This is a genomic window from Bacillus sp. SIMBA_008, assembly GCF_046535495.1.
In the GTDB taxonomy this organism is placed as follows: domain Bacteria; phylum Bacillota; class Bacilli; order Bacillales; family Bacillaceae; genus Bacillus; species Bacillus subtilis.
Map to the genome: position 1 here is coordinate 37,542 of NZ_JAWRWL010000001.1, position 12,316 is coordinate 49,857.

Here is a 12,316-nt window from a genome sequence, read left to right on the forward strand (position 1 = left end):
TTTTTATGTCCTCCCCTTCGTCCATTTCTTTTCCAGCAGCTCGACGCCCTGATACATCAGAGTGGCGAAGATGGCGATGATCAGCAGGCTTAAGAAGACGAGTGTAAAATTGAAGACTTGGAATCCGTAAATAATCATATATCCTAATCCGACCTTCGAAACGAGGAATTCCCCTACAATAACGCCAACCCATGATAAACCGACGTTCACTTTTAGTGTTGAAATAATCGCGGGGGAGGATGCAGGCAGTATGACTTCTTTAAAAATAACCCACTTTTTTGCGCCGAATGTTTTCATGACTTTCGTATAGTTTTCGTCGACCTCTTGGAAGGCGGTGTAGACAACGATGGTTGTGATAATGACGCTGATGATGGCTCCCATCGCAATGATGCTGATAAAACTGGGACCGAGCGCGACAATCAGGATCGGGCCCAGGGCCACTTTCGGCATTGCGTTCAAAATCACAAGATACGGATCTAAAATTCTGGCAAGTCGGTTAGACCACCATAACAAAGCGGCTAGGCACGTGCCCATAAACGTCCCGAGCAAAAAGCCAAGCACCGTTTCAAATAAAGTGACGCCGATGTGTGACAGTAAAGAACCGTCACCAAGTTTCTCCAGCAATAATCGCCACACAGCTGATGGAGAGCTGAAGATCAGCGGATCGATCCAGCCCTGCCTGCTGGAGATTTCCCAGCCCGAGAAAAAGAGAATAAATATGGCAAGCTGAAAGGAATGGACCTTCCACTTTTCCTTTTTCTGTTTGAATTGATACTGCTCGTGAAGCAGATCAATGGTTTCTTTGCTGTTTCTCAAGAGAATTCAGCTCCTTCCATATCGTTTGAAACAGTGTCTGGAAGGAAGGTTCCTGACGGGCGTCAAAAGGCAACATCGCGGCCAATTCCTTAGGAATGGTAAAAATCTGATGGATGGTGCCCGGCTGATTTGAAAATAAAAAGATCGTATCGCTCATCGCTATCGCTTCCCCTATATCATGAGTGACAAGCACTGCTGTTTTTTGATATTCCTTTAATGTGCGGAATACCAGGTTTTCCAAAGACAGCTTTGTCTGAAAATCAAGCGCGGAAAATGGCTCATCCAGCAAAAGCAGACTAGGGTTAGGCGCAAGTGTTCTTGCAAGCGCAGCCCGCTGGCGCATCCCGCCTGACAGCTCTTTCGGATATTTTTTCTCCACATCTATGAGGCCGAACTCCGGCAATAGACCGAGTGCAGCGGCTTTGCTTTCTTCTGTCAGCGTGTCGGCGATTTTTAAACCGAGAAGCACATTTTCCTCGATAGATTTCCAGGGAAATAAGTAATCCTGCTGAAGCATATAGCCAATATTATGTTCTTTTTGATTCGGCTCACGGCCTTCAATCAGAACTCTGCCTTCTGATGGCTCAATCAAACCGGCAATAATGGAAAGCAGTGTTGTTTTTCCGCAGCCGCTTGGGCCGAGAAATGAGATGAAATCGCCTTTTTCGGCATCGAAATGAATATCCTGCACAGCCGTTGTTTTTTCTTTAATAGAAAAATAAGTATGGGTTACATGGTCGACATGTAAGAAAGACATAGATGGCGCCTCCTATTTCTCCGAGGTGACTTTTTCAGCAATTTCTTTATTTACAAGCTGATTGTATGGAATGTGCTTCGGCAGTTCTCCCGATTGATCCATAATGGTTTGGAGAAGCTCCCATTCTTTTTCGTTAAGCAGAGGGTCTGGTGAATATGAATGCTGTTTTTTATAGCGTTCAATGGATGTTTCGATGACGTCTGGGTCGGTATCATCAAATTCATCTTTAATGGCATCTGTGATGTCCTTCGCAGAATGGTTTTCAACCCACTGTTGCGCCTTATAAATGGCTTTTGTAAACTTGACGGCTGTGTCTTCATTTTTCTTCAAATAGCTTTGTTTCGCCATAAAAGTCGTATAAGGAACCTCTCCTGATTCTTCTCCGAATGAAGCCACGATATGGCCGATGCCTTTTTTCTCAAAGAGAGAAGCCTGCGGTTCAAAGAGCTGTACATACTCACCGGTTCCAGAAGCAAACGCATTGGCAATATTGGCGAAGTCTATGTTCTGGATGAGGTCTATATCCTTATGCGGGTCAATCTTATGTTTGTTCAGTACATACTCGCCGACCATTTGCGGCATGCCGCCTTTTCGCTGACCGAGAAACGTTTTTCCTTTCAGCTGATCCCAGTCGAAGTGTTCAACATCTTCTCTCGCGACAAGAAACGTTCCGTCTGTCTGAGTCAGCTGGGCGAAATTAATGACGGGATCTTTAGCCCCTTGCGCTTCGACATAAATAGATGTTTCTGACCCGACAAGCGCGATGTCGGAGCCGTTGGAAAGAAGCGATGTCATCGTTTTATCTCCGCCCCAGGTCGTATTCACATCGACATCAAGCCCTTCTTCCTTAAAAAAACCTTTAGACTCAGCAACATATAAAGGTGCGTAAAAAATTGAATGGGTCACTTCAGCTACTTTGACTTTGGTGAGCGTTTCTTCCTGCTTGCAAGCCGCCAGGGCGATCATCAGAAAGATACTGCCGACACAGGCGAAGCCCAGCCTTAACCATCTGTTCACATAGACAACCTCCTTATTTCGCATCAAGTTAATATCCTTTTTTGCTTTACATATCGTATGATGGGTATAAAAATGTGTGAATGCCTAACCAGGTTTTCCGGATGTAATTTTGGAGTAAGGAAAGCATATAGAAAAAAAGGAGGCGGCTGTTTTGATTATAGAGAAAAGAAGATTTCCGTCGCCAAGCCAGCATGTGCGTTTGTATACGATCTGCTATCTGTCAAATGGATTACGGGTTAAGGGGCTTCTGGCTGAGCCGGCGGAACCGGGACAATATGACGGATTTTTATATTTGCGCGGCGGGATTAAAAGCGTGGGCATGGTTCGGCCGGGCCGGATTATCCAGTTTGCATCCCAAGGGTTTGTGGTGTTTGCTCCTTTTTACAGAGGAAATCAAGGAGGAGAAGGCAATGAGGATTTTGCCGGAGAAGACAGGGAGGATGCATTTTCTGCTTTTCGCCTGCTTCAGCAGCACCCAAATGTCAAGAAGGACAGAATTCATATCTTCGGCTTTTCCCGCGGCGGAATTATGGGAATGCTCACTGCGATCGAAATGGGCGGGCAGGCAGCTTCATTTGTTTCCTGGGGAGGCGTCAGTGATATGATTCTTACATATGAGGAGCGGCAGGATTTGCGGCGAATGATGAAAAGAGTCATCGGCGGAACACCGAAAAAGGTGCCTGAGGAATATCAATGGAGGACACCGTTTGACCAAGTAAACAAAATTCAGGCACCCGTGCTGTTAATCCATGGAGAAAAAGACCAAAATGTTTCGATTCAGCATTCCTATTTATTTGAAGAGAAGCTAAAACAACTGCATAAGCCGGTGGAGACATGGTACTACAGTACATTCACACATTATTTCCCGCCAAAAGAAAACCGGCGTATCGTGCGGCAGCTCACACAATGGATGAAAAACCGCTGACAGTGAAATATGTTATGATAAAGAAAAAAGAGAACGAAAGGGGATTTCACTTTGGGAATGCCTGTTGAATTTAATACACTGATTGTGACAAAAGGAAAAGAAGTTCGCATAGATGAAAATATATTCACGTTAGAGAAGGACGGATACCGAGTATATCCGATGGAGATTCCAATGGATGTACGCAAAACAAAGTTTGGCGAAAAGTCAGGCACAGCTGAAGTGCAGAAGCTTCAATGGGAAGAAGGCCGGACCATCATTACATACAAGCTGACTTCTTTGCATTCCGTCAATTAAAACAAGCCAAGAGCATAATTGCTCTTGGCTTTTGTTTTTTATACGAGAGGGCCGCCTGCCTGGGCGATGGCATCGGTATGTGCGAACTTTTTAAAGTTCTCTTTGAATTCATTTGCAAGGTAGACTGCTTTTTCTTTGTATTCTTCCTTGTTGGTCCACGTATTTTCAGGCTGAAGGATATGATCAGGAACGCCAGGAACATGTGCTGGAATGTGCAGGCCGAAAATATCGTCAGTTATCATTTCAGCATCCTCTAATTTACCTTCAATCGCTGCTTTGACCATTGCTCTAGTGTAAGAAAGCTTCATTCGTTCGCCTGTGCCGTAGCCGCCCCCGGTCCAGCCGGTATTGACTAAGAAAACGTCTGCGCCGTGTTCATCGATCTTTTTGCCGAGCATTTCAGCATAGACGTGAGCAGGAAGCGGCAGGAACGGTGAGCCGAAGCATGTAGAGAACGTCGTTTCAGGAGACGTTACACCACGTTCGGTTCCGGCAAGCTTACTCGTGTAACCGCTCAAGAAATGGTACATGGCCTGCTCCTTCGTTAGTTTGCTGATCGGCGGCAGGACTCCGAATGCATCAGCCGTCAAAAATACAATTGCTGACGGATGGCCGGCCATGCTTGGAGTCACGATGTTGTCAATCATATGAATCGGGTAAGCTGCCCGCGTGTTTTCAGTATAGAAGGAATCATCATAATTGGCTTCGCGTGTATCTTCGTCAACAACGACATTTTCGAGAACAGACCCGAAACGGATCGCGTTAAAGATTTGCGGCTCCTTTTCCTCGCTTAAATGAATGCACTTAGCGTAGCACCCGCCTTCAATATTAAAGACGCCTGTATCAGACCAGCCATGTTCATCGTCACCGATCAGCTTGCGGTCAGCATCTGCCGACAGGGTGGTCTTGCCTGTTCCTGACAGTCCGAAGAAAAGGGCGACATCGCCTTTTTCACCGACATTGGCGGAGCAGTGCATAGATAAAATATCTCTTTCAGGCAGCAGGAAATTCATAATGGAGAAAATGGACTTCTTCATTTCACCGGCATACTCAGTTCCGCCGATTAAGATCGTCCGCTTTTCGAAAGAGACAATAATAAACGTTTCGGAATGAGTGCCGTCTGTTTTTGGATCCGCTTTGAAATGCGGAGCAGAAAGAATGGTGAACGGCTGCTCAACTGTTTTCTTATCATTTCCTTCCGGACGGATAAACAGCTGCCGCGCAAATAAATTGTGCCATGCGAATTCATTTACGACAGTAATTGGCAGCCTGTATTTCTCGTCTGCTCCGGCAAATCCTTCGAAAACAAACAGCTCATCTCGCTCCTTTAAATAGCTGACAACTTTCGTGTACAGCCGCTCAAACGCTTCTTCTGAAATCGGCTGATTCACCGGGCCCCAATCGATCTTATTTTTCGTGCTTTCTTCCTCCACGATGAATTTATCTTTAGGTGAGCGTCCTGTGTAAGCGCCTGTAGTCGCGCGAACAGCACCTGTGGATGTTAAAATGCCTTCGTTTCGGGAGAGGACTTTTTCTGTTAGCTGTGCTGCTGATAAATTATGACGCACATTTGGACATGTTAATAAGGCTTGTAAATCAGCGGTCAAATCAACTGAGTTCATATGAAACCTTCCTTTATCGTTTTTTGTGTTTTGCTAATTGTGAATTAGTATAACATATATTTTCAAATAGTCTATACTATTTATTATTTTTTGTGTGTGCATTTCCATTGTTTTCCCTCAATATAGGTGCCTATTTCTTCTGAATCATATTGACATTGCAAACCCTTTTACGATAAGATATTTCATTGAGCGGATACTCTTATCCCGAGCTGGCGGAGGGACAGGCCCTATGAAGCCCAGCAACCGGTTTCTCTGTTATTTATTATGTTCAACTGAGTGAGACAACCAAGGTGCTAACCTGTTGCAAGGTTGTATGATTCCTTGAGCGATAAGAGTGAAAGGCACAAAGACCAAACCCTTTCCTCGATGGAAAAGGTTTTTTTATTTCATAAATATGCCAATTAACATTCTCTAATATAACTGTACATTGTATAAGAGGGAGCGAGTTCCGTATCATATATACAAGGTCTTTCGGGAGGCCTTGTGCAGGAGGAAGCAAATCATGAGTAAAAATCGTCGTTTATTTACATCAGAATCTGTTACGGAGGGGCATCCGGATAAAATCTGTGACCAGATTTCTGACAGCATTTTAGATGAAATTTTAAAGAAAGACCCTAACGCGCGTGTTGCTTGTGAAACATCTGTGACAACAGGTTTGGTTCTTGTAAGCGGAGAGATCACAACTTCTACGTATGTTGACATTCCGAAAACGGTTCGCCAAACCATTAAAGAAATCGGATACACACGTGCAAAATACGGATTTGATGCGGAAACTTGTGCCGTTTTAACATCAATTGATGAGCAGTCTGCTGATATCGCGATGGGCGTAGATCAAGCGCTTGAAGCCCGTGAAGGCACAATGAGCGACGAAGAAATTGAAGCGATTGGTGCGGGTGACCAAGGATTAATGTTCGGTTATGCGTGCAACGAAACGAAAGAGCTTATGCCTCTTCCAATTTCACTTGCCCATAAATTAGCCCGCCGCCTAAGTGAAGTCCGTAAAGAAGATATTCTTCCGTACCTTCGCCCTGACGGCAAAACACAGGTAACGGTTGAGTACGATGAAAATAACAAACCAGTCCGCATTGACGCGATTGTTATTTCAACTCAGCATCATCCTGAAATTACACTTGAGCAAATTCAGCGCAACATTAAAGAACATGTCATCAATCCGGTTGTTCCTGAAGAGCTGATTGATGAAGAAACAAAATATTTCATCAACCCTACAGGACGTTTCGTAATCGGAGGCCCTCAAGGGGATGCGGGACTTACAGGACGCAAAATCATCGTTGATACGTACGGCGGCTATGCACGCCACGGCGGAGGCGCGTTCTCAGGTAAGGATGCGACGAAGGTAGACCGTTCTGCAGCTTATGCGGCAAGATACGTTGCGAAAAACATCGTTGCGGCTGAGCTTGCTGATTCTTGCGAAGTACAGCTTGCTTACGCGATCGGTGTTGCACAGCCTGTGTCAATCTCAATCAACACATTCGGTTCCGGAAAAGCTTCTGAGGAAAAACTGATTGAAGTTGTTCGCAATAACTTTGATTTACGACCTGCCGGCATTATCAAAATGCTTGATTTGCGCCGTCCGATCTACAAACAAACTGCTGCGTACGGCCACTTTGGACGTCACGATGTTGACCTTCCATGGGAGCGCACAGACAAAGCGGAGCAGCTGCGTAAAGAAGCGTTAGGAGAATAATTTTATAGCCGCTTACTGGTTAAGCGGCTTTCCCTTTTTTATCGTTGTATTCATGTTTATTTTTTTACATAACTGTGAAACCAAATACTATTCACAGCGTCTATAAATAGGGGTTCAATGATGACAATTTTAATTATGGAGGCAATACTATGTGTGGATTTGTCGGGGTTTTTAACAAGCATCCGTTAGCTCAAACCGCTGATCAAGAAGAACTAATCAAACAAATGAACCAAATGATCGTTCACCGCGGTCCTGACAGTGATGGATATTTCCATGATGAGCACGTCGGCTTCGGATTCAGACGGCTCAGCATTATTGATGTAGAAAATGGCGGACAGCCTTTATCATATGAAGATGAAACATATTGGATTATCTTTAACGGAGAAATCTATAACTATATTGAACTGAGAGAAGAGCTTGAAGCAAAGGGGTACACATTCAACACGGATTCGGACACAGAGGTTCTTCTTGCGACTTACCGTCACTATAAAGAAGAAGCGGCGTCCAAACTGCGCGGTATGTTTGCCTTTCTGATTTGGAATAAAAACGATCATGTGCTTTATGGGGCAAGAGATCCATTCGGCATTAAACCGTTGTACTACACAACGATCAATGATCAGGTTTATTTTGCCTCAGAGAGAAAAAGTTTAATGGTTGCTCAGAATGATATTGAAATAGATAAAGAGGCATTGCAGCAGTACATGTCTTTCCAATTTGTTCCTGAACCAAGCACGCTTGATGCCCATGTGAAAAAAGTAGAGCCGGGTTCACAATTCACAATCCGCCCGGACGGCGATATCACATTCAAAACGTATTTCAAAGCGAACTTCAAGCCGGTTCAGACTGAAGAAGACAAGCTTGTGAAAGAAGTCCGAGACGCGATCTATGACTCTGTAAACGTTCATATGAGAAGTGACGTTCCTGTCGGTTCGTTCCTGTCTGGCGGGATTGATTCTTCCTTTATTGTGTCTGTTGCGAAGGAATTTCATCCAAGCTTAAAAACATTCTCTGTCGGCTTTGAACAGCAGGGCTTCAGTGAGGTTGATGTAGCGAAAGAAACGGCAGCGGCGCTGGGCATCGAAAATATCAGCAAAGTCATTTCGCCTGAGGAATACATGAATGAGCTTCCGAAGATCGTATGGCATTTTGATGACCCGCTAGCTGACCCGGCAGCGATTCCGTTGTACTTTGTTGCAAAAGAAGCGAAAAAACATGTTACGGTTGCTTTATCAGGTGAAGGAGCGGATGAGCTCTTCGGCGGATATAACATTTACCGTGAACCGCTTTCGCTTAAACCGTTTGAACGGATTCCGTCCGGCTTGAAAAAGATGCTTCTGCACGTTGCTGCCGTTATGCCTGAAGGTATGAGAGGAAAGAGCCTGCTTGAGCGCGGCTGTACTCCGCTTCAAGATCGTTATATCGGTAACGCGAAAATCTTTGAAGAGTCTGTCAAAAAGCAGCTGTTGAAGCATTATAATCCGAACCTTTCATATCGCGATGTGACGAAGACTTACTTTACAGAAAGCAGCTCGTACAGCGATATCAACAAAATGCAGTATGTCGATATCCACACTTGGATGCGCGGCGACATTTTGTTAAAGGCGGATAAAATGACGATGGCGAATTCTTTGGAACTGCGTGTGCCGTTCTTGGATAAAGTCGTATTCGACGTCGCTTCAAAAATTCCTGATGAGCTGAAAACGAAGAACGGCACGACGAAGTATCTTCTTCGCAAAGCCGCTGAAGGAATTGTGCCTGAGCATGTATTAAACCGCAAAAAGCTCGGTTTCCCTGTACCGATCCGTCATTGGCTGAAAAACGAAATGAACGAATGGGTGCGGAATATTATTCAGGAAAGCCAAACGGATGCTTATATCCATAAGGATTATGTCCTTCAGCTTCTCGAAGACCATTGTGCGGACAAGGCTGATAACAGCCGTAAAATCTGGACTGTACTGATCTTTATGATCTGGCACAGCATCAATATTGAAAAACGGTATATGCCTGAAGAGCTGAGCCATCAGCCTAAAGAAGTCATCTTTGTGTAACAGACAACAAGGCTTTCGAGTAGTCGAAAGCCTTGTTGTTATCCTTTTATTTCTCCATCATCATTGATTTACCCAATCCGTACGGAATATTCAGAAAAATGATATAATAATATTTTTTTCTAGGGGAGAAGAAGCATGCAAAAACAAAAACAAGAGCTGCACCGCGGACTCGAAGAAAGGCATATTTCTTTAATGTCTTTAGGAGCTGCTATAGGAGTAGGGTTGTTCCTCGGCTCCGCATCAGCTATTCAATTAGCAGGGCCTGGTATTTTGGTAGCGTATGCCGCAAGCGGCCTGGTCATGTTTTTTATTATGAGAGCGCTTGGGGAAATGGCCATTCAAAAACCGGTCGCAGGCTCCTTCAGCAGGTATGCGCGTGATTATTTGGGACCGCTTGCAGGCTATTTAACAGGGTGGAACTACTGGTTTTTATGGGTTGTCACCTGTATGGCCGAAATTACTGCTGTCGGTATCTATATGGGGTTCTGGTTTCCTGACGTGCCAAACTGGATTTGGGCGTTATCGGCACTGGTCATTATGACGGGTGTTAATTTCCTGGCTGTCAAAGCTTACGGTGAGTTGGAATTTTGGTTCGCATTGATTAAAATTGTTGCGATCTTATCCATGATTGCTGTCGGTTTATTGATGATTATTGCAGGAGTCGGCAATGGGGGCATTGCCACTGGAATCAGCAATTTGTGGAACAACGGAGGATTTTTCCCTCATGGTTTAAAAGGGGTTCTATTGTCTCTTCAAATGGTCATGTTCGCCTATTTAGGGATTGAAATGATCGGGGTGACGGCTGGCGAAGTAAAAAACCCGCAAAAATCGTTAGCCAAAGCAATCGATACAGTATTTTGGAGGATTTTGATTTTTTATGTAGGCGCTTTATTTGTCATTATGTCTATTTATCCGTGGCAGGAAATTGGCTCTCAAGGAAGCCCATTTGTTCTCACATTTCAAAAAGTGGGCATTCCATCGGCGGCAGGTATCATTAACTTTGTCGTGTTGACTGCCGCGCTGTCTTCATGCAACAGCGGTATTTTCAGCACAGGACGGATGCTGTTTAACTTGGCCGAACAGAAAGAGGCGCCACAAGCATACGGTCAGCTGACGAAAGGCGGCATCCCGGGTAAAGCTGTTCTAGCTTCAGCGGGGGCTTTATTAGTCGGAGTGCTGTTAAACTATGTTGTCCCTGCGAAGGTATTTACTTGGGTTACAAGTATTGCGACGTTCGGAGCGATTTGGACGTGGGCAATCATTTTGCTTTCTCAAATAAAATACAGGAAAAGTTTGAAGCCGGAAGAAAAGAAACAATTAAAGTACAAAATGCCTTTATTTCCGTTTACGTCTTATGTGTCATTGGCATTTCTAGCATTCGTCGTCATTCTTATGGCTTACAGCCCTGATACAAGAGTAGCCGTGATTATCGGGCCGATATGGTTTCTCATCTTGCTGGCTGTGTACTATGGAAAAGGGTTTCACAAAAAAAATGCGGCTGCTGCCAGCGAACGAAATATCAGCTGACAAAAAGAGCTCCCAGTGGGCTCTTTTTGTGTGTGCTCATAGAAAATAGAGAACAGGAAAGAATAGGTATGTGTGTTTGCAGAGGCTGTTTATAGTTTTGTGATAAGATAAAAGTCATACGTTTCATGCTATATGTGAACGTTTTATGGAAAAATTGAAACCCGAACTGTGATGACGTCCGGGTTAACGATGGTTATTGCTTTCAAATATAATTTGAAAAATGGTAAAGTAAGACGAAGCAGGTCTTATGTTTGTTGAAGAAATTTATAATATTGGCCCTTTTCTACATATTCTGACCGTATTCTTTGCATATCTTTTCGGTCTTCTTCCGTCAAAGGGCGGATGACTTTTGCAGGGCGGCCAAAGGCGAGATGGCCAGGCGGAATGGTTTTTCCAGGCGGGACAAGACTGCCGGCACCAATAAAAGCGCCTTCGCCAATTTCGGCTCCGTCTAAAATGATTGAGCCCATGCCGATTAAGGCGTTCTTGCGGATAACAGCGCTATGAAGTGTAACCTGATGGCCTATCGTGGCGTCATCTTCAATGAGCAGCGTCTTGTTCGGGCTTTGATGGAGGCAGCTTAAATCCTGGATATTGACTCTGTTTCCGATTCTGGTCGGCGCAACATCTCCCCTTATGACAACAGAAAACCAAATGCTGGACTGTTCTCCGATCACGACATCACCGGTAATTGTTGCATTATCAGCTATAAAGGCTGTTGGGTGGATATCTGGCTTGTGTTCCTTATAAGGGTAGATCATAAGATTCATCCTTCTTTCTCTATTTAAATTTCGTATGAGGTGAAGAGCATGTGGACCTGGAAAGCAGACAGACCTGTTGCCGTGATTGTAATTATTCACGGGGCAAGTGAATATCACGGACGATATAAATGGCTGATTGAAATGTGGCGGTCCTCGGGTTATCACGTTGTCATGGGCGATTTGCCTGGACAGGGAACAACGACAAGAGCGAGAGGGCATATTCGCTCGTTTCAAGAATACATTGATGAAGTAGATGCTTGGATAGATAAAGCGCGAACTTTTGATCTGCCGGTTTTTCTTCTAGGTCACAGCATGGGCGGTCTGGTCGCGATTGAATGGATTAAACAGCAAAGAAATCCCAAGATTACGGGAATTATTTTATCATCACCGTGTCTCGGACTGCAAATTAAAGTGAATAAAGCGCTTGATCTTGCATCAAAAGGCCTGAATGTCATCGCTCCGTCACTTAAGGTTGATTCGGGATTATCAATTGATATGGCGACGCGCAATGAGGACGTCATCGAGGCTGACCAAAATGATTCGTTATACGTCAGGAAAGTTTCTGTCAGATGGTACAGAGAGCTTTTAAAGACAATTGAATCGGCAATGGTGCCGACAGAGGCATTTTTGAAAGTTCCGCTTCTTGTGATGCAAGCCGGTGATGACAAGCTTGTTGACAAAACGATGGTCATCAAGTGGTTTAATGGTGTTGCTTCTCATAATAAAGCATACAGAGAGTGGGAAGGGCTTTACCATGAGATCTTCAATGAACCCGAGAGAGAAGATGTTTTTAAAGCAGCAAGAGCGTTTACTGATCAATATATTTGAACTAGTAGGGGGTGCA

Annotated in this window: 11 protein-coding genes and 1 riboswitch; of the genes, 6 read left to right on the top strand and 5 right to left on the bottom strand. The window is 44.4% G+C overall.

Annotation, left to right across the window (positions count from 1 at the left end):
- Nucleotides 1–3 precede the first annotated feature (3 nt).
- Genes SB658_RS00225 through SB658_RS00235 form a run of 3 tightly spaced genes read right to left on the bottom strand, consistent with a single transcriptional unit; the run spans nt 4 to nt 2,590 of the window.
- The gene (locus SB658_RS00225) at nt 4–816 is read right to left on the bottom strand and encodes an ABC transporter permease (RefSeq protein ID WP_003229090.1); all 813 of its coding nucleotides are present in this window, start codon (nt 814–816) and stop codon (nt 4–6) included.
- The gene (locus SB658_RS00230) at nt 791–1,573 is read right to left on the bottom strand and encodes an ABC transporter ATP-binding protein (RefSeq protein ID WP_042977546.1); all 783 of its coding nucleotides are present in this window, start codon (nt 1,571–1,573) and stop codon (nt 791–793) included. Before SB658_RS00230 ends, SB658_RS00225 begins: the two co-directional genes overlap by 26 nt.
- A 12-nt stretch (nt 1,574–1,585) precedes the next feature.
- Complete coding sequence (locus tag SB658_RS00235) at nt 1,586–2,590, bottom strand: ABC transporter substrate-binding protein (protein WP_015483593.1); 1,005 nt, start codon at nt 2,588–2,590, stop codon at nt 1,586–1,588.
- A 151-nt stretch (nt 2,591–2,741) separates the two neighbouring features.
- On the opposite strand from SB658_RS00235, the gene SB658_RS00240 reads away from it, so the two are divergent.
- Complete coding sequence (locus SB658_RS00240) at nt 2,742–3,515, top strand: alpha/beta hydrolase family protein (RefSeq protein WP_021480356.1); 774 nt, start codon at nt 2,742–2,744, stop codon at nt 3,513–3,515.
- A gap of 51 nt (nt 3,516–3,566) precedes the next feature.
- Nucleotides 3,567–3,809: a DUF2584 domain-containing protein gene (locus SB658_RS00245; RefSeq protein WP_004398611.1), complete on the top strand. Its 243-nt coding sequence runs from the start codon at nt 3,567–3,569 to the stop codon at nt 3,807–3,809.
- Between the two features lie 38 nt (nt 3,810–3,847).
- Here SB658_RS00245 and pckA read toward each other — a convergent pair whose 3' ends face one another.
- The gene (gene pckA, locus SB658_RS00250) at nt 3,848–5,431 is read right to left on the bottom strand and encodes a phosphoenolpyruvate carboxykinase (ATP) (protein WP_014480627.1); all 1,584 of its coding nucleotides are present in this window, start codon (nt 5,429–5,431) and stop codon (nt 3,848–3,850) included.
- A gap of 196 nt (nt 5,432–5,627) precedes the next feature.
- Nucleotides 5,628–5,766: riboswitch (SAM riboswitch) on the top strand.
- A gap of 167 nt (nt 5,767–5,933) precedes the next feature.
- On the opposite strand from pckA, the gene metK reads away from it, so the two are divergent.
- The 3 genes from metK to alaP all read left to right on the top strand — a co-directional run bounded on the left by metK (nt 5,934) and on the right by alaP (nt 10,711).
- A complete protein-coding gene (gene metK / locus SB658_RS00255) occupies nt 5,934–7,136 on the top strand; it encodes a methionine adenosyltransferase (protein ID WP_003229102.1) in 1,203 nt (400 codons plus the stop codon).
- 149 nt (nt 7,137–7,285) lie between these two features.
- Nucleotides 7,286–9,184 carry an asparagine synthase (glutamine-hydrolyzing) gene (gene asnB, locus SB658_RS00260; RefSeq protein WP_004398625.1) on the top strand — a complete coding sequence of 633 codons (1,899 nt, stop codon included), beginning with the start codon at nt 7,286–7,288 and terminating at the stop codon, nt 9,182–9,184.
- 135 nt (nt 9,185–9,319) lie between these two features.
- Nucleotides 9,320–10,711, top strand: coding sequence for an alanine permease AlaP (gene alaP / locus SB658_RS00265; protein WP_003229105.1), 1,392 nt, complete (start codon nt 9,320–9,322; stop codon nt 10,709–10,711).
- A 245-nt stretch (nt 10,712–10,956) separates the two neighbouring features.
- Here the strand turns inward: alaP and SB658_RS00270 are convergent, their stop codons facing one another.
- Nucleotides 10,957–11,472, bottom strand: a complete 516-nt coding sequence (locus SB658_RS00270) for a gamma carbonic anhydrase (protein WP_014477735.1) — start codon at nt 11,470–11,472, stop codon at nt 10,957–10,959.
- 48 nt (nt 11,473–11,520) lie between these two features.
- Between SB658_RS00270 and ytpA the strand changes: the two genes are divergently transcribed.
- Nucleotides 11,521–12,300, top strand: coding sequence for a phospholipase YtpA (gene ytpA, locus SB658_RS00275; RefSeq protein ID WP_003229109.1), 780 nt, complete (start codon nt 11,521–11,523; stop codon nt 12,298–12,300).
- Nucleotides 12,301–12,316: the final 16 nt, after the last annotated feature.

Coding starts and splice junctions, on each gene's coding strand:
- asnB (WP_004398625.1), top strand. CDS start 7,286: ATGTGTGGATTTGTCGGGGTTTTTAACAAGCATCCGTTAGCTCAAACC.
- SB658_RS00270 (WP_014477735.1), bottom strand. CDS start 11,472: ATGATCTACCCTTATAAGGAACACAAGCCAGATATCCACCCAACAGCC.
- SB658_RS00230 (WP_042977546.1), bottom strand. CDS start 1,573: ATGTCTTTCTTACATGTCGACCATGTAACCCATACTTATTTTTCTATT.
- pckA (WP_014480627.1), bottom strand. CDS start 5,431: ATGAACTCAGTTGATTTGACCGCTGATTTACAAGCCTTATTAACATGT.
- metK (WP_003229102.1), top strand. CDS start 5,934: ATGAGTAAAAATCGTCGTTTATTTACATCAGAATCTGTTACGGAGGGG.
- alaP (WP_003229105.1), top strand. CDS start 9,320: ATGCAAAAACAAAAACAAGAGCTGCACCGCGGACTCGAAGAAAGGCAT.
- ytpA (WP_003229109.1), top strand. CDS start 11,521: ATGTGGACCTGGAAAGCAGACAGACCTGTTGCCGTGATTGTAATTATT.